Annotated in this window: 12 protein-coding genes; 4 read left to right on the forward strand and 8 right to left on the reverse strand. The window is 66.7% G+C overall.

Annotated features, from left to right (window positions below):
• Nucleotide 1 precedes the first annotated feature (1 nt).
• Genes xacI through xacK form a run of 3 tightly spaced genes read left to right on the forward strand, consistent with a single transcriptional unit; the run spans nucleotide 2 to nucleotide 3,252 of the window.
• Nucleotides 2-931, forward strand: a complete 930-nt coding sequence (gene xacI / locus C441_RS05355; RefSeq protein ID WP_049920457.1) for a xylose/arabinose ABC transporter permease XacI — start codon at nucleotides 2-4, stop codon at nucleotides 929-931.
• Between the two features lie 3 nt (nucleotides 932-934).
• On the forward strand, nucleotides 935-2,098 hold the full coding sequence (gene xacJ / locus C441_RS05360) for a xylose/arabinose ABC transporter ATP-binding protein XacJ (protein WP_007274191.1): 1,164 nt from the start codon (nucleotides 935-937) through the stop codon (nucleotides 2,096-2,098).
• Nucleotides 2,099-2,100: 2 nt separating this feature from the next.
• On the forward strand, nucleotides 2,101-3,252 hold the full coding sequence (xacK, locus tag C441_RS05365) for a xylose/arabinose ABC transporter ATP-binding protein XacK (RefSeq protein WP_049920458.1): 1,152 nt from the start codon (nucleotides 2,101-2,103) through the stop codon (nucleotides 3,250-3,252).
• A 257-nt stretch (nucleotides 3,253-3,509) separates the two neighbouring features.
• Here the strand turns inward: xacK and C441_RS05370 are convergent, their stop codons facing one another.
• Nucleotides 3,510-4,748 carry a xylonate dehydratase gene (locus tag C441_RS05370; RefSeq protein WP_007274193.1) on the reverse strand — a complete coding sequence of 413 codons (1,239 nt, stop codon included), beginning with the start codon at nucleotides 4,746-4,748 and terminating at the stop codon, nucleotides 3,510-3,512.
• A 155-nt stretch (nucleotides 4,749-4,903) separates the two neighbouring features.
• Between C441_RS05370 and xacF the strand changes: the two genes are divergently transcribed.
• Nucleotides 4,904-6,352 (forward strand): 2,5-dioxovalerate dehydrogenase, encoded by a 1,449-nt coding sequence (gene xacF, locus C441_RS05375; protein WP_007274194.1) that lies wholly within the window; start codon nucleotides 4,904-4,906, stop codon nucleotides 6,350-6,352.
• A 311-nt stretch (nucleotides 6,353-6,663) separates the two neighbouring features.
• On the opposite strand, the gene xacR is transcribed toward xacF, so the two are convergent.
• The 7 genes from xacR to C441_RS05410 all read right to left on the reverse strand — a co-directional run bounded on the left by xacR (nucleotide 6,664) and on the right by C441_RS05410 (nucleotide 16,561).
• Nucleotides 6,664-7,419 (reverse strand): HTH-type transcriptional regulator XacR, encoded by a 756-nt coding sequence (gene xacR / locus C441_RS05380; RefSeq protein WP_004968482.1) that lies wholly within the window; start codon nucleotides 7,417-7,419, stop codon nucleotides 6,664-6,666.
• Nucleotides 7,420-7,950: 531 nt separating this feature from the next.
• A complete protein-coding gene (locus C441_RS05385) occupies nucleotides 7,951-9,789 on the reverse strand; it encodes an IucA/IucC family protein (protein WP_007274195.1) in 1,839 nt (612 codons plus the stop codon).
• Between the two features lie 8 nt (nucleotides 9,790-9,797).
• The gene (locus C441_RS05390; RefSeq protein WP_007274196.1) at nucleotides 9,798-11,165 is read right to left on the reverse strand and encodes a lysine N(6)-hydroxylase/L-ornithine N(5)-oxygenase family protein; all 1,368 of its coding nucleotides are present in this window, start codon (nucleotides 11,163-11,165) and stop codon (nucleotides 9,798-9,800) included.
• Nucleotides 11,162-11,803, reverse strand: a complete 642-nt coding sequence (locus tag C441_RS05395; RefSeq protein ID WP_007274197.1) for a GNAT family N-acetyltransferase — start codon at nucleotides 11,801-11,803, stop codon at nucleotides 11,162-11,164. The genes C441_RS05390 and C441_RS05395 overlap by 4 nt, the downstream gene beginning before the upstream one ends.
• Nucleotides 11,800-13,581 (reverse strand): IucA/IucC family protein, encoded by a 1,782-nt coding sequence (locus C441_RS05400; RefSeq protein WP_007274198.1) that lies wholly within the window; start codon nucleotides 13,579-13,581, stop codon nucleotides 11,800-11,802. Before C441_RS05400 ends, C441_RS05395 begins: the two co-directional genes overlap by 4 nt.
• Nucleotides 13,578-15,134, reverse strand: coding sequence for a pyridoxal phosphate-dependent decarboxylase family protein (locus C441_RS05405; protein WP_007274199.1), 1,557 nt, complete (start codon nucleotides 15,132-15,134; stop codon nucleotides 13,578-13,580). The genes C441_RS05400 and C441_RS05405 overlap by 4 nt, the downstream gene beginning before the upstream one ends.
• Nucleotides 15,131-16,561, reverse strand: a complete 1,431-nt coding sequence (locus C441_RS05410) for a diaminobutyrate--2-oxoglutarate transaminase (protein WP_083874899.1) — start codon at nucleotides 16,559-16,561, stop codon at nucleotides 15,131-15,133. Before C441_RS05410 ends, C441_RS05405 begins: the two co-directional genes overlap by 4 nt.
• Nucleotides 16,562-16,824 lie beyond the last annotated feature (263 nt).

Genomic DNA, 16,824 nt, shown 5'->3' on the forward strand with positions numbered 1-16,824 from the left:
CATGTCACAGTCGTCATCCACAGGCAGTTTCGACGTCGCATCGCTCGTCGAGGACGTGAACCTCCGGCGCGTCGCCCAGTACGCGCTCGTCGTGTTCTTCCTCGGCTTCTTCCTCGTCCCGCTAGAGACGGGAATCATGACCGCCATCAAGACGAACGAGTCGGTCGCGCGCTCGCTCCCCTTCGCGCCGCCGGTCGGCGAGGGCTTCACCCTCGGGAACATCCAGTTCGCCCTCGAACAGCTCTCGGGGTCGTTCTTCAACTCGCTCATCATGTCGATTCCGGCGACCGTCGGGAGCGTCCTGTTCGGGAGTATGGCCGCCTACGGCCTCACGATGGTCAACTGGCGGGCGCAGATGGGCATGCTGATGCTGTTCGTCGTCGGCGTCTTCGTCCCCTATCAGGCCGTGTTGGTCCCGCTCGCGCGCTTCTGGAACAACATCTTCCCGCTCGCGCGGATGCTAGAGCCGATGGTGGCGTCGATACCCTTCTTCCAGGGGTACCACGCCGAACTCGTGCCGCTCGTCATCACCCACATCGCCTACGGGATTCCCATCTGTACGATACTGTTCCGGTCGTACTACCAGAGCCTCCCGAACTCGCTCGTCGAGGCCGGGAAAATCGACGGCGCGAGCATCACGAAGATTTACCGGCGCATCATCCTGCCCATCTCGAAGCCGATGTTCGGCGTCGTGTTCATCTACCAGTTCACGCAGATTTACAACGAGTTCCTCTTCGCGTTCACGCTCGTCACCGGGTCCGACGCGCCCGCGGCGCCGGTCACGCTGGTGCTGCCCGCAATCGGGGCGTCGACCTCCGGTATCGACTTCGGTATCAGGATGTCCGCGGCGTTCCTCGCCGCGGTTCCGACGCTCATCCTGTACGTCGCGTTCGCCGAGCAGTTCGCCAAGGGACTTCGCACGGAGGCCTAAGCTATGGGACAGATTCAACTCACCGACCTGACGAAGCGCTTCGGCGACACGGTCGCCGTCGACGACCTCTCGCTCGACATCGCCGACGAGGAGTTCCTCGTGCTCGTCGGCCCGTCGGGCTGTGGGAAGTCGACGACGCTCCGGATGCTCGCCGGCCTGGAGACCCCGACCAGCGGGGACATCTACATCGGCGGGGACCACATGAACTACCGCGTCCCGCAGAACCGCGACATCGCGATGGTGTTCCAGGACTACGCGCTGTACCCTCACATGACCGTCCGGCAGAACATCCGGTTCGGGCTGGAAGAAGAGGAAGGATACACGTCTGAAGAGCGCGACGAACGCGTCGTCGAGGTCGCCGAGACGCTCGGCATCTCGGACCTGCTCGACCGGAAACCCGACGAACTCTCCGGCGGCCAGCAACAGCGTGTCGCCCTCGGTCGCGCCATCGTGCGTGACCCCGAAGTGTTCCTGATGGACGAGCCGCTGTCCAACCTGGACGCCAAGCTCCGGGCGGAGATGCGCACCGAACTCCAGAACCTGCAGGACCAACTCGCCGTCACGACCGTCTACGTCACCCACAACCAGACGGAGGCGATGACGATGGCCGACCGTATCGCCGTCATGGACGACGGCGAACTCCAGCAGGTCGCCTCTCCCTTCGAGTGCTACCACGAGCCGAACAACCTGTTCGTCGCGGAGTTCATCGGCGAGCCGATGATAAACCTCGTCCGCGGGACGCGCTCGGAGACGACGTTCGTCGGCGAGCACTTCTCGTACCCGCTCGACGCGGACGTGATGGAGTCCGTCGGCGACCGCGAGGACCTCGTCTTGGGGATTCGCCCCGAAGACATCGAGGTCGTCGACGCGACGACCGACGACACCGCCGCCGACGCCGCGCTCGGCGACCACGAACTCCGGATGGACGTGACCGTCGTGGAGCCCCACGGCGACCAGAACGTCCTCCACCTCTCGCACCCGGACCAACCCTCCGCCGACGACGCCTTACAGGCTGTCACGGAGGGGATGCACCTCGTCACGCGGGGCGACCGCGTCACGGTGACGATTCCGCCGGACAAGATTCACGTGTTCGACGCGGAGACCGGAACCGCGGTGCACAACCGCCGCCACGACCAGGAAGCCGACCGCACGCAACTCGAACAGTAGCCATGGCACGATTGACACTCGACGACGTAACGAAGGTGTACACCGACGACGGCGGCGACGACATCGTCGCCGTCGAAGAGATATCGCTCGACATCGACGACGGGGAGTTCCTCGTGCTCGTCGGTCCCTCGGGGTGTGGCAAATCGACGACGCTCCGGATGATGGCGGGGCTCGAAACCGTCACGGAGGGCGAACTCCGACTCGAAGAGCGCGTTCTCAACGACGTGTCCGCGCAGGACCGGGACATCGCGATGGTGTTCCAGTCGTACGCGCTGTACCCGCACAAGAGCGTCCGCGGGAACATGTCGTTCGGCCTCGAAGAGTCGACCGACCTCCCGGACGACGAGATACGCCAGCAGGTCGAAGAGACGACCGACATGCTCGGTATCTCCGACCTACTCGACCGCAAGCCCGGACAGCTTTCGGGCGGTCAGCAACAGCGGGTCGCCCTCGGGCGCGCAATCGTGCGCGACCCCGAGGTGTTCCTGATGGACGAGCCGCTGTCCAACCTGGACGCCAAGCTCCGGGCGGAGATGCGCACCGAACTCCAGCGACTGCAGGAGGAACTCGGCGTCACGACCGTCTACGTCACCCACGACCAGACGGAAGCGATGACGATGGGCGACCGCGTCGCCGTCCTCGACGACGGCGAACTCCAGCAGGTCGGGACGCCGCTGGACTGCTACCACCGGCCGAGCAACCTGTTCGTCGCCGGCTTCATCGGCGAGCCGTCGATGAACTTCTTCCCCGGGTCGCTTTCGGGCGACACCTTCAGCGGCGACGGCTTCGACTACCCGCTTTCGGACGCGACCAGAGACCAGCTCGGCGACGCGAGCGCCCTCACGCTCGGCATCCGACCCGAGGACGTCGCGGTCGGCGAGCGGCGCTCCGGCGAGCGGACCTTCGACGCCGAAGTCGTCGTCGTCGAGCCGCAGGGGAACGAGAACACCGTCCACCTGCGGTTCGCCGACGGGGACGAGGGGCCCCAGTTCACCGCGACCACCACCGGGCGGTCGAGAGTCGAAGCGGGCGACCGAACGACCGTCTCGTTCTCCGAAGACGCGATTCACCTGTTCGACGGGGAGACCGGCGACGCGCTGAAGAACCGAGAACTCCCGTCGAACCGCGCCATCGACGCGTTCGTCTCGAACTGACCGGTCACTGCTTTCTGCTTCTCGTTCGCGGTTTGCGTGCCGCGCTCAGCCGTCGAGCTATCTGCGTCAGCGTAGCGACTGCAACCGCGAGTCGCGTCGCTCCGGTATCGAACTTCAGCGAGTGAAAAAGCGGCCGCGGGGGACGCGCCGCGTGCCGAGAGACGTTCGCGTTTCTCGCTCGCGGTGGTGCGTCCGGGTTATGGGTGCATGTCAGGCGGTCGCGGCCGCTGTGGGACAGTCTCGCTCTCGGTGGCGGCTTACTCCTCGTCGAAGAGCGTCTCCCCTTCGACCATGTGTTCTCCGACGGCGTCGAGGTCGAGCGTCAGCCCGAGGCCGGGCTTTTCGGGAATCTCCATGCGACCGTTCTGAATCAGGTCGTCCTCCTCGACGAGGTCCTCCCACCAGCCGAGCTGGTAGGAGTGGTATTCGAGGGCAAGCGAGTTCGGGATGGCCGCGGCGACCTGCGCGGAGGCCATCGTCCCGATGGGCGACGAGACGTTGTGCATCGCCACGGGGATGTAGTACATGTCCGCGAGGTCGGCTATCTTCCGCGTCTCGCGCATGCCGCCGACGCGGGGCAGGTCCGGCGCGATGATGTCCACCGCCTGCGGTTCGAGCAGTGTCCGCTGGCCGAACTTCCGGTAGACGTTCTCGCCGACCGCGATGGGCGTCGTCGTGGACTGGGTCACGAGCTTCTGTACGTCGTGGTTCTCCGGCGGGACGGGGTCTTCGAGCCACCACACGTCGTAGTCTTCCAGCTCGGCGGCGAGGCGCTTTGCGCTCCCGCCGGTAAAGGACCAGTGGCAGTCGAACGCGACGTCGGCGCGGTCGCCGACGGCCTCGGTGACGGCCTCGACGATTTCGACCTTGTGGTCGATTTCGGGGTTGCGGAGGTGGCGGTTCGCGCGGTCCTTCTCGTGGCCCGAGGGCACGTCGAGGTCGAACTTGATGGCGTCGTAGCCGAGCTCCTCGACCACGCGGACGCCCTCCTCGGCGCAGGCCTGCGGGTTGGCCTCGTCTTCGGTGTGGAGGTCGCAGTAGACGCGCACCTCGTCGCGGTACTTCCCGCCGACGAGCTGGTAGGCGGGCACGTCGAGGAGCTTCCCGGCGACGTCGTGAAGCGCGATTTCGATGCCCGAGATGGCGGAGATGACCTTGCCCGAGACCGAGCCCTCGCCGGACATCTTCTGGACGAGGTGCTCGTACAGGCGGTCGATGTCGAGGGGGTTCTCGCCGACGAGGAACGGTTTCATCCGCTCGATGATGGCGGTGTCGCCGCCGCCCCAGTAGGCCTCGCCGGTGCCGACGACGCCCGCGTCGGTGTAGACGCGGACGAGAATCCACGGGTAGTTCCCGTCGACCATCGTCGTCTGTACGTCCGTGATTTCGGCGTCGCGGACGCCGCCTCGCGGATTCGTGATATCCATCGTCTCCGCGGACAGGTCGCGCATCGTGTACTCCGCGTTCGGGTCGCTAAGCTTCGCTTGCTCAACCATTGCGCACGTATATCTCGAAAGCCACTACAAAAGTGTGTGGGTTGGTAGTTCGTCGCTCACCCCGATGCACGCTCCCGAACTCCCCCGTCGACGACAGCCAACAAATAGTGACAGCTTCGGAAGAATTGTATGTCGGAAGACGAAACATGCACTCGATGACGGACCCCAGTAAAAACTACGTCAACGGTGAGTGGGTGACCTCGGAGACCGGCGAGACGGCCGAGGTGACGAACCCCGCGAACCCGAGCGAAGTGGTCGCGACATATCAGAAATCCAACGAGAACGACGCCGCCGCGGCCGTCGACGCCGCCGTCGCGGCCGAAGACGAGTGGCGAAACACGCCCGGTCCCGAGCGCGGACGCATCCTCCGCGAAGCGGGGACGCTCCTCGCCCAGCGCAAGGACGAACTGACCGACATCCTCATCGCCGAGGAGGGGAAGGCGCGCCCCGAGGCGGCGGGCGAGGTACAGCGCGCAATCGACATCTTCCACTACTTCTCGACGAAGGCCGCCGACCTCGGCGGCGCGAGGAAGGGTGCGAGCGGGCCGAACACGAACCTCTACACGCGGCAGGAGCCGGTGGGCGTCGCGGCGCTCATCACGCCGTGGAACTACCCCATCGCCATCCCGGCGTGGAAGCTCGCTCCGGCGCTCGCCGCCGGCAACACCGTCGTCCTCAAGCCCGCCTCCATCGCGCCCGGCGTCGTCGTCGAAATCGCCCGCGCGCTCGACGAGGCCGGCCTCCCGGACGGCGTCCTCAACGTCGTCACCGGCCCCGGTAGCTCGGTCGGTAGCGAGTTCATCGCCAACGAGGGCACGGACCTCGTCTCCTTCACCGGGAGCAGTCAGGTCGGCGAGATGGTGTACGAGCAGGCCACAGACGCCGGCAAGCGCGTCCAGACCGAACTCGGCGGGAAGAACCCGACGCTCGTCGCCGACTCCGCGGACCCCGCCGAAGCCGCCGACATCGTCGCTAACGGCGGGTTCGGAACCACCGGCCAGTCGTGTACGGCCTGCTCCCGCGCCATCGTCCACGAGGACGTGTACGACGACTTCGTCGCCGAGCTCGTCGACCGCGCGAAGTCCCTCGACGTCGGTCCCGGCACCGACCACGAGATGGGCCCGCAGGTCAGCGAGTCCGAGCTCTCCTCGACGCTCGAATACATCGACATCGCCGAGGGCGAGGGCGCGACTCTCGTCGCGGGCGGCGGCGTCCCCGAGGGCGAGGAAGTCGAGACGGGTCACTTCGTGGAGCCGACGGTGTTCACCGACGTCGACCCCGACATGCGCATCGCACAGGAGGAGGTCTTCGGGCCGGTCATCGCCGTCATCGAAGTGAGCGACTTCGACGAGGGGCTTGCGGTCGCGAACGACGTCGACTACGGCCTGTCGGCCAGCGTCGTCACCGACGACCACACCGAGGCGAACCGCTTCGTCGACGAGGTCGAAGCCGGCGTGGTGAAGGTCAACGACAAGACGACCGGCCTCGAACTCCACGTCCCCTTCGGCGGGTTCAAGCGTTCCTCGTCGGAGACGTGGCGCGAGCAGGGCGACGCCGGCCTCGACTTCTACACCATCGAGAAGACCGTCTACGACAACTACTGAGCCTCCCACCCGGTCGCCGACGGCGACCGTCTGCCATCGTCTCGTTCTTTTCTTTCCTCTCCTCATCTGTCTCCCGTCACCATCACCTATCCCCCGTCACCCGCGCTCTCACCCTGCCGACACTGTCGTCTCAGCTACCTCGCGTATAATTCTCTATACCAGAACGACATTCCGTAGACGACTGCAATCAAGATTACACCCATAGCTGTGTAACTTACGGCCGTAGTCACATGACGAGAGCTATGTTAACACGGCCCCGCATCGAGAATTCGAGGGGCTCGCGCCCTGTTCCGAGATAGCGAACGAGAGGGTCAGTAGTTGATGTTCAGTTCGACGACGTTCGCCGCGCTCAGGACGCGCTCGGGGAGCGCTCCGTGGAGGTCTTCGTCACTGACTCGGCTGGCGGGCGCGGAGACGCTGATGGCCCCGAGCACCTCACCGGACGACGATTTGATGGGTGCGGCGATACAGCGCAGGCCTTCGAGACGCTCGCCGTCGTCGATGGCGTAGCCGCGCTCGCGGACCGCTTCGAGCACCTCGAACAGCTCCTGCCGCGTGCCGATGCTCTTCGGCGTCTTCTGTTCGAGCCCGTGGCGCTCGATTATCTCGTCGACCCGAGACTCCGGGAGGTTCGCGAGAATCGCCTTCCCGAGCGCCGTCGTGTGCAGGTTCGTCCGCAGACCCGCGTAGGTGTCGAGGTCCACGGCGTCGTCGCCTTTCGCCCGCATCAGGTAGACGCCCATCCCCTGTTCTTCGACGAGGAGGTTGGCGAGTTCGCCCGTGTCGGCGGCGAGCGACTTGACCTCGGGTTCGGCGATTTGATACACCTCCATCGACTTCCGACTGTGGCCGCCGACTTCGAGGAACTTCAAGCCGACCCGGTAGTCGTCGCCGTCCTTGAGGACGTACCCGTGTTTCTGGAGCGTCGTCAGGTGGTTGTGCACCGCGCTCTTTCCCATCTGGAGGTCGCTGGCTAACTCCGTGACCCCACAGGGTCCTTTCTCCATCAGTTCCTCGACGAGCGCCAGCGTCTTTTCCGTGGTCCGGACCGGATGTTTGGCGTCCATGATTATTCGTTATCAAGTATCTGAATAAGTGTTCTGGTCGGGAGAACGGTGGGCCGTGAACGTGGAACGTCGTTTCCGCGGGACTCCCCCGTCTGTCAAGCGACTGTTCTGCTTTCCGGCTGCTGTTCTGCTATCGAGCAATACTATGTGCGGTGGTCCTTCGGTTTTCCCTATCTTACGTACTCGTCGTCCGTTCTCTACCTCTCGCCCGAAACGACGTTGTGTTCGGTTTCTCTAACTTGGGATTTTTTGTTAACGCTTCCGAGGCGTCCAGAAACTCGTCAATCTCGCTCGTCTCTGTGGCCGCTGTTTTCGTCTCGACGACCGGTCGTGACTGGCGGACGCCGACGCCCCCGTCTTCTTCGGATAGTTGTTCGATGTGTACAATATGGATCCCGTTTCCTCGCGGCTCAGTCCCACGGTTCGCACTCGTCGTGTCTCACGGCGTGGGACGAACGGGGAGGTCCACAGCGGCCGGCGTCGGTGACGAACCGCCGGCGGAGCCCACGGTCCGGCCTCCCGTCTCTCGGTTCAGTCGTCCGCCGTCCCCACCTGACTCGCGTCGTCAGCTCTGTCGCCCGCGACTTCGGCGAGGGCGTTCGACACCGTTCCGTGTTCGGCGGCGTGCGGACGACCGGGGGAGTCGTCGTAGCCGTAGTCGAAGATGCGGTTCCGGTTGAGACTGAGCTTCGTGAACTCCGGTCGGAGCATGTCGAACAGGTCGAACCGCGCTTGGAGTTCGGGGAACTGCGCCTGATAGTCGAGCACCGCGCGTCGTGCGTGCGCCCAGAACTCCCGTTCGGAGTAGTCTTCGTGTTCTTCGAGCACGTCGGCGACGTACCGGAGGACGCAGACGAACAGCCCGGAGAAGATGAACTGACAGAGGCCTTCAGGCGGTTCCTTTCGGAGCACGTCGTGCACCTCGTCGGGAAGCGCCTCCAACTCCGGGAGCGACTGGTCGCTCACGTTCACGTCGTCCGCGAAGTCCTTGACCGCGAGTCGGGTGGGAACGCCGTCTTCGACGACGAGGATGGTGTTCTGGCCGTGCGGGGAGAACACGGTTCCGTAGCGGTAGAGGAAGTGCAACAGCGGCGGCAGGACGGTGTCGAAGAACTCGGCCAGCCACTCGTCGAGCGCGAGTCCCGACTGTTCGACCAGCCGCGAGACGAAGGGTTCGCCCGCGCCGTCGACGTGCATCAGCGACGAGAGCGTAATCGCTCGCTCGTCGTCTTCGAGGAACGTGTAGATGGACTCCCGCCAGACCGCGCCAAGCAGTTCGTGGTACTGGTACGGCGAGCCGTCGATGTCGGTGAAGTCCGCGTGGTCGTAGTTGAGACCCGCAATCTCGCCGGGGAGAATCAACCCCTGTTCCTGCAGGAAGTCGTCCCGCTCGTAGATGCCTTTGATGTAGTCGGTGACCGTCGGCGCGAGTTCGGTCCGCTCGCCGGGAAGCCCCCGCCAGACCAGCGTGTTGAGAATCCGCATCGGAACCTTCACGTGGTGTTTCTCCGCGTCGTCGACGTTGACGAAGGTCCGGACCGACTGTTGCGGGAGGTACTCGTCCGGTCCCTCGCCGAGCGGGACGATGTCGCCGGCCGCGATGTGGTCGGGAAACAGCGGGACGACGCTGTGTTCCCACTGCCAGTCGTGGACCGGCATGAAGAAGTAGGCGTCCGGGTCGTATCCCTTCGCGTCGAGGCGACTTCGGAAGCGTTCGTAGTAGTCGCCGAGTTCGCCGCGGACGAGCGAGTCGTGGTCGACCTCCCCGGTCCCGACGAACGTCGCGTGTTCCTTGCGGACGGCCGCCCACGAGAGCGTCACCGGCTCTTTGCGCTCCGGTGCGTACTGCTTGTAATCGTCGTACCCCCAGCCGAGCCGTCCCTTGTTGTACGTAATCCAGGGGTGGCCCTCCATCTCGCCTTCGAGACGGGCGTAATCGAGCGCCGTCGGGTCGAACCCCTCCCGGCCCCGCTTTCGCGACTCGATGTGGGCGTCCGCGAGTAGCGTTCGCTTGTACTCGCGGACGAGGTTCCCCTCGGTGAGCCCGTCGAGGTCGGTCGTCTCGCCGAGGTCGCGCAGTAGTCGAAGCGGGTCGCCGAGCGGCTTCCACGCCCCGTCGGTTCGGCGCTCGACCGTGTCGCCGTAGACGTGAAGGCTGTCCATCAGTCGGTCGGCGGCCTCGAACCGGTAGCTCGTCTCGCCGAGGTCGAACCGGTAGCCGTGGCGGTCGTCGCCGGCGTCTATCTTCCGCGGCTCGACGATTTCCTCGTAGGCGAACTCTTCGAGCATCTTCGTCAGGAGGCGGCGTTCGACCGTCTCCCAGACGTCTGCGTCCAGTGCGTCCCGTAGCGTGGTGTCGTTCGGATTCATGGGTATCGTCAGTCGTTCTGCGTCGGCGTGAGTCGCGTTTCGCTTCCGCCCGCGCGGGTCGCGTTCGGTGCGCGTTCGAGGAACTGCGCCACCGAGAAGTCCTGAAAGACCGTGTCGCCGTCGTCGGGGTAGACCTCGCGCCCGACGAGTCGGTTGACGAACTTCGCGTTCCGGTAGCACCCGAGGCCGAGGTCCGGAACCCCGACGCCGTGGGTGTGGACCTCGGCGTTCTGGAGAAACACGTCTCCCGGCACGCCGACCGCGAGTCGGTGGTCCTCGGTCACTTCGAACCGACCCTTCTCGTCCCACTCGATGGCGTCTTCCATCGGTTCGAGGAACTCGGGAATCGGCCGCTCGTAGCCCGTGCCGAGAATCACGACCTCGCTTTCGTGGACGAACGACTCCTCGGCCTGCCACTGGTGACAGTCGAGGGCGTACGCGTCGCCGGCGGCCGCGATGTCTCGGACCTCCGTCATCGCGAAGAGGCCGACGTCCGGGTCGTTGCCACCGATGGAGCGCCGGTAGAGCAGGTCGTATATCTCGGCGCTCGTCTCCGGGTCGATGCCCAGCAGGTCCTGATTCGGGATGAGGTCGTCTTTCACCGCCTGCGGGAGGTCGTAGACGTACCGCTCGTACTCGGGCGTGAAGTGCTGGAGGCCGAGCTTCGAGTACTCCATGGGGAAAAAGCCGTCCGAGCGAGTCAGCCAATCCAGTCGGTAGCCGTGGTCGGGCTGGCGGTCCAAGAGGTCTTGGAACACCTCGGCGGCGCTCTGTCCGGACCCGACGACGGTGACTGTGTCCGCGTCCACGACGCGCTCGCGGTTGTGCCGATACCGCGCCGTGTGGAACACGTCTTCGGTCGGGTGTCCGCGGAGGTGTTCGGGGATGTGCGGCCGAGAGCCGATTCCGAGCGCGAGGTTCTCGGCGCGGTACTCGGAGCGCTCGCCGGTCTCCGGGTTCCGCGCGGTGACCGCGTAGCACTCCTCGCGTTCGTCCCAGCGAACGTCGGTGACCTCGCGGCTGAACCGGCAGGCGTCGAGTCGGCCGACCACCCATCGGAGGTAGTCGTTGTACTCCCGCCGGGGAATCTGGAACGTCTCGTAGAAGTAGAACTCGTAGATGCGGCCCGTCTCCCGCAGGTAGTTGAGGTAGCTGTGGGGACTCGTCGGGTCGGCGAGCGTCACGAGGTCCGCGAGGAACGGGACCTCCAGCGTCGTCCCCTCGATGAGCATCCCCTCGTGCCACGCGAACTCGGCGTCCCGTTCGAGGAACGCCGCGTCCACGTCCTCGGGCGCGCCGTCGAGCAGGGCGGCCAGTCCGAGGTTGAACGGGCCGAGACCGATTCCGACCACGTCGCGGACGTGCGACTCGCTCATCGGCTCACCTCCGCCTCCGCGTTCTCGGCCACCGTGTCGAAGAATCTGTCGCGCTCGCAGTGCATCAACACGGCCTCCTTGTCGGGGAGATCGATACGTTTCTGCGCCTCGTAGCCGCACCGCTCGAAAACGTGGATGACCCGCTCGTTTCGCACGTCCGGTTCGCTGACGACGCGGGTCGCGTCGGTCGCGCGGAACTGAAACGCCGTCATCGCCCGCAAGAGCGGTATCGAGTAGCCGTGCCCGAGATACTCCGGCGGCCCGATGAGCAGGTGGACGCCCCGGTCTTCGGGGGCGGCGTCGTAGCACTCGGCGACGACGTCGTCGGCCGCGCGGTACGCCTCCCAGTAGCTCATCGGCGTGTGGTCGAGCAGGCCGACGTACGGCGTGAGATGGTCGTCGGACAGTTTCTCGTCGAGCCGTTCTCGAAACGCCGGTTCCGGGAGGTCGAGTTGCCAGTACGGCTTCACGTGGTCGGAGCCGAGCCACGCGTGAAGCCGGTCGAAGTCCAGCGCCGGGTCGACTTCCGCGAAGGCGATGGTCCGGTCGATGGGCTCGTCGCGGACGCGGTAGGCGTACTCGCGGCCCGCGTCGTCGGTCGCCGAGCCCGCCGCGGCGTTTGCCGACGCGTCGGTCACGACGCGGGCACCTCCAGTTCCGTGACGAGCGGGTTGTCGATGTCGGCGTACACCGACTGGTTCGCCAGCGACCCCTCCAGTTCGTCCATGTCGTGGAACCGCGTGAGCAGGTTCGCCTTGCAGGGAATCGTCGCTTTCGTGAGGAGGTCGTCGAGAAGCGACGACGACGGCCGGTCGTACCGGCGGAGCGATTCGAGCTCCTCGCGGAGGACGCCCAAGAGGCGTCGCTCGTCGACCAGTCCGGCCGTGCCGAAGGCGTTGACGAGGCCGAGGGCGTTGTTGATGACGACGTAGTACCGGATGCGTTCGTCGGCGACGGCGTCCGGGCAGACGGTGTCGGCGCGCTCGCCGATGCCCGGCAGGAGCGCGTCCACCTCGTCGTACATCGACTCGGGGAGGTAGTAGCCCTGATTGTCGCGGTAGCGGAACGTCTCGGGATAGCCGCCGTCGAGCGTCAGCACGCTGTTTTGCTGGTGGGCTTCGACGCCCAGTCCGCGTTCGAGATAGAGCCACAGCACCGGCCGAACCGACAGTTCGAGGTACTGGCGGAACCAGTCTTCAGCCACCGCGTCGGTCGGTCTGCCCTCGTGCTCGGCGATTCCCTCGACGAGCGTCGCCAGCCGCGACGACCCGTCGCCGAGGTGGTCCTGACAGAGGCCGACCACGGGCGTCGCGTTCGCCGCCGCGTTGCCGCGGAAGGGGTTCTCGCGGAGGACGGTCTCGAAGCCGGATTCGCCGTTTCCGAGGTCGACCGTCAGGTACGCCGGGTCGCGGACGACGTCGAACGCCGGGAACCGCTCTTCGAGGTCGTCGCCGAGTTCGGTGTCCAGCAGTTCGGTGACGGCGACGCCGCGCTCCAGTTCTGGGAGTTTGTTCGTCCGCTCGGAGTTGGTGATTTTGACGTTCAGCGACGCCTTGACCATGAACGGCGAGTCGGGGGCGTACAGGGTCCGCACCGACGAGGTCGGATAGAAATCCCGACCGACTTGGCCGACGTATTCGAGGCCGTCGCCGAGGTGCGCCTGCACTTCGGGTTGCGCGCGGAGGTAGTCGGCCTGCCACGGGTGGACGGGAACCAGCACCTCGTCGGCGTCGACGCGTTCGGCGACGAACGACTCGGGGACCGACTCGTCCGCTCGGAGCGCCGACGCGACCCACTCGGCCGCCGAGTCGTCGCGCGCGGAGTCCTGCGAGACGAGCGAGGGGTCGGCGCTGAAGTACGCCAGCGGGAACGACCCGCGGAGTTCGGGCGCGTAGGTCCGCGACTCGTGGGCCGGGATGCCCTGTCTGCTCTTCGGCGTCGGGTGAAGCGGGTGGCCGAAGACGAGCGACTGTTCGGCGTCGCGGAAGGTGGTGTCGAAGCCGTACAGTCGCTCCTCGTCGCCGCGGCGGGCCTCGACGAACCGATCGATGTTCCGACAGCTCTTGACGACTCGCAAGAGGAGTTCGTCGGCCGCGCCGGTGTCGTCGCGGTCGAGTCTGAGTTCGGTCGTGACGAGCGTCACGAGCGTCGTGTACTCCAGCGGGAGCGTCTCGCCGTGGGGGAGCCGGTAGACCCCGGGCAGGTCGAACAGGTGGCGGTCCGTCGGCGACCGGTACGAAAGCGGGACGTAGAGGTCCACGCCCTGCCGGGAAAGCGGTGCGTGGACGACTTCGTCGGCGTCCGTCTCGACCGGCGCGTCCCCGGCTGGGACGACGGCGTAGTCGCCGGTCTCCCGGAGGTAGCAGTTCAGGAAGCTGTGTATCGTCGCTGACTCGGCCGTGTCGTTCGGATTCATGCGTGTCGGTCGTCGGTCGTCGTTTCGAGTGCGGTGCCGCGGGTCGAAACCTCGCGCAGGAGTTCTCGGAGGTCCTCGCGCGTCGTTCGGGGGTTCAGGAGCGTCAGCTTCAGGCACGTCTCGCCGTCGACGGTGGTCCGGGCCACCACGGCCTCGCCGTCGTCGAGGAGCGAGTCGCGGATGGCCTCGTTCAGGTCGGCGGCGCTCGGGCCGTCGGCCGGGTCGTCTTCCTTCTCCCGGTCGGAGACGTACCGGAAGACGACGACGTTCAGCTCGGAGTCGTGGACGAGCCGGAGGTCGGGGTCGGCCTCGACGAGCCTCGCGGCGTCGTCGGCGAGGTCGATGGTGTATTCGACCATCGACGCCAGCCCCTCGCGGCCGAGCGCCTGCATCGTGACGAAGGGCTTGAGCGCGTCGAACCGCCGGGTCGTCTGGACCGACTTCGAGACGAGGTTCGGCACGCCCGCGTCGTCGTCGCGCTCGGGGTTCAGGTAGGCCGCGTTGCGGTCGATGAGGTCGTACGCCGACTCGTCGCGGACGAGGACCGCGCCGCAGCTAATCGGCTGGTAGAACAGCTTGTGGAAGTCGACCGCGACTGAGTCCGCGGCCTCGATGCCGGCGAGCTTGTCGGCGTGGTCGCCGCTCAGGGCGAGCGCGCCGCCCCACGCGGCGTCGACGTGGTACCAGCAGTCGAGTTCGGCCGCACGGTCGGCCAGCGGGCCTAACGGGTCGATGCTCCCGAAGTCGGTCGTCCCGGCGGTCGCGACGATTGCGAACGGGCGTTTCCCGCGCTCGCGGAGGTCCGCCACCGCCTCGTCGAACGCCGCCATCGACAGGCGGCGGTCGTCGTCGGTCGGGACGGTGACGACGGCGTTCTCGCCGAGGCCGAGGTGCGAGGCGGCCTGCGTGGCGGTGAAATGGGCGTCGGCCGAACAGAGGATTCGCAGGTCCCGCGCTTCCGGCGGGAGGCCCGCCTGTTGGACATCGACGCCGTACTCCTCAAGGACGACCCTGTTGCGCGCGAGGAGCAGGCCGACGAAGTTCGACTGCGTGCCGCCGCTCGTGAACACGCCGTCGCCGTTTTCGTAGCCGAACAGGTCGCACAGTTCCCCGACGAACCGCCGTTCGAGTTGCGTCGCGGCGGGGCTCTGGTCCCACGAGTCCATCGACTGGTTCGTCGCCGTCAGGAGCACCTCGGCCGCGAGCGCCGGAATCGTCGGCGGGCACTGGAGGTGCGCGACGCAGGCCGGGTCCGAGACGCCGACGGAGTTTCGCAGAACCGGCTCGGTGCGGTCGAGCGCCGCGGCCACGCCGTCGCCCTCGTGGGGCAACATCTCGAACCGGGCGAGCGCGTCGTCGAGCTCCTCGGGCGTCGCCCCCGAGTACGGCGTCGCCTCGTCGGCGAACTCGTCGAGGACGAGGTCGCACGCCCGGCCAATCGCGTCTCGGTAGCGCGCTCGGTCGTCGTCGCCGCCGCTCAGGAACCACTTCGCGGCGTCCGGCCGCGGGTCGCGCCGCTCGCCGACGCCGTCGACGCCGCCGACGTCGTTCATGCGGCGACCTCCCGGCGGCCGTCGGCGTCGACCGCCTCGATTGCGGCCTCGACGGCGTCCGCGAAGATGCTCCCGATGGCGTCCACGTCGTTCGGGGTGACGACGAGCGGCGGGAGGAACCGGACGACGCTCCCGTGGCGGCCGCCGAGTTCGACGATGAGCCCGCGGTCGAAACACGCCGCGCGGACGGCGTCGGCGAGGTCCGGATGCGCCGGGAAGCGCCCGCAGGCGTCGGGTTCTCCCGCGGGGTCGACGAGCTCGACGCCGAGCATCAGCCCGCGACCGCGAACGTCGCCGACGGCGTCGTGGGCGCGTTTCGTCGCGTCGAGGTGGCCGCGGAGTCGGTCGCCCATGCGCGCGGCGTGGTCGTCGAGGTCGTGTTCGAGCACGTGTTCGATGGTGGCGATGCCGGCGGCCATCGCGAGTTGGTTCCCCCGGAAGGTCCCGGCGTGCGCGCCCGGTTCCCAGACGTCGAGCGACTCGTCGTAGACGACGACCGAAAGCGGGAGCGACCCGCCGATCGCCTTCGAGAGCGTGACCGCGTCGGGGACGATGTCGGCGTGCTCGAAGGCGTACAGCTCGCCGGTCCGGCCGAGGCCGGTCTGAATCTCGTCGACGACGAGCGGGATGTCGCGCTCGCGGGTCACCCGCCGCATCTCTCGGGTCCAGTCGTCGGGCGCGGGAATCGCGCCGCCCTCGCCCTGCACGAGTTCGACCACCATCCCCGCGGGCTCGGTGATGCCGCTTTCGGGGTCGTCGAGGGTGCGTTCGACGTACCGGGCGGCGAGTTCGTGACACTCCTCGCCGCCGACGCCGAACGGACACCGATACTCGTACGGATACGGCAGGTGGTGTACGTCGGGCATCAGTCCCGGCACGTCCTCCTTCGGGTCCGTGTCGCCCATCAGGCTCAGCGCGCCGTTGGTCATGCCGTGGTAGCCGCCCTGAAACCCGAGGACGCTCCGGTTGCCCGTCGCGGTCTTGACGAGCTTGAGCGCGGCCTCGACGGCGTCGGTCCCGGCGGGGCTACAGAACTGCACCCGCGCGTTGTCGGCGAACTCGTCGGGGAGGCTGTCGAACAGCGTGTCGACGAACCGCTCCTTGACGGGCGTCGTGATGTCGAGGGTGTGGAGCGGGCGGTCCTCCGCGAGGACGCGCTCCATCGACTCGACCACCCTCGGGTGGTTGTGCCCGAGGGCGAGCGTGCCGGCCCCCGCGAGGCAGTCGTAGTACTCCTCGCCGTCCATGTCGGTGACGGTGACGCCCGAGGCCTCCCGTATCGCGTGCGGGAGGTGCCGGGGGTAGGTCCGCGCGCTCGACTCGCGGGCGGCCTGCTGTTCGAGTAACGCCTCGTTGCCGGCCGTCGGGTCGGTCATCGCCCTTTCCTCCGTCGGTTCGTCGTCGGTCTGTCGCTGTCGAGCATGCATTGTTTAGGCGAGCCTAAAAACACAAAAGGTTTACTGCAATCAATATTTTAGTGAAAATATTAGGACAGCGCGGCCGCTCATTGGCCGCCGCGACCGGTTCGCGGCGACCGGTCCCACGGTCCAGCGGGGCGCTCTCTCGCGGGCGCGGCCTCCAGTCGGACGCGTGCCGAGGTCCGCTCCGATCCGCCGCGGACTTACCCCGCTTCCGCTCGGCCGAACACCTCCATGAGCGGGGGTTCACCCTCGCCGGACCGCGGCGCGGT

Origin of the sequence: Haloferax sulfurifontis ATCC BAA-897, from assembly GCF_000337835.1 — an archaeon.
Taxonomy (GTDB): Archaea; Halobacteriota; Halobacteria; order Halobacteriales; family Haloferacaceae; genus Haloferax; species Haloferax denitrificans.

What these genes read in the sequence shown, in the direction of transcription:
- xacI (WP_049920457.1), top strand. Translation starts at nt 2, where the DNA reads ATGTCACAGTCGTCATCCACAGGCAGTTTCGACGTCGCATCGCTCGTC.
- xacJ (WP_007274191.1), top strand. Translation starts at nt 935, where the DNA reads ATGGGACAGATTCAACTCACCGACCTGACGAAGCGCTTCGGCGACACG.
- xacK (WP_049920458.1), top strand. Translation starts at nt 2,101, where the DNA reads ATGGCACGATTGACACTCGACGACGTAACGAAGGTGTACACCGACGAC.
- C441_RS05370 (WP_007274193.1), bottom strand. Translation starts at nt 4,748, where the DNA reads ATGGTTGAGCAAGCGAAGCTTAGCGACCCGAACGCGGAGTACACGATG.
- xacF (WP_007274194.1), top strand. Translation starts at nt 4,904, where the DNA reads ATGACGGACCCCAGTAAAAACTACGTCAACGGTGAGTGGGTGACCTCG.
- xacR (WP_004968482.1), bottom strand. Translation starts at nt 7,419, where the DNA reads ATGGACGCCAAACATCCGGTCCGGACCACGGAAAAGACGCTGGCGCTC.
- C441_RS05385 (WP_007274195.1), bottom strand. Translation starts at nt 9,789, where the DNA reads ATGAATCCGAACGACACCACGCTACGGGACGCACTGGACGCAGACGTC.
- C441_RS05390 (WP_007274196.1), bottom strand. Translation starts at nt 11,165, where the DNA reads ATGAGCGAGTCGCACGTCCGCGACGTGGTCGGAATCGGTCTCGGCCCG.
- C441_RS05400 (WP_007274198.1), bottom strand. Translation starts at nt 13,581, where the DNA reads ATGAATCCGAACGACACGGCCGAGTCAGCGACGATACACAGCTTCCTG.
- C441_RS05405 (WP_007274199.1), bottom strand. Translation starts at nt 15,134, where the DNA reads ATGAACGACGTCGGCGGCGTCGACGGCGTCGGCGAGCGGCGCGACCCG.
- C441_RS05410 (WP_083874899.1), bottom strand. Translation starts at nt 16,561, where the DNA reads ATGCATGCTCGACAGCGACAGACCGACGACGAACCGACGGAGGAAAGG.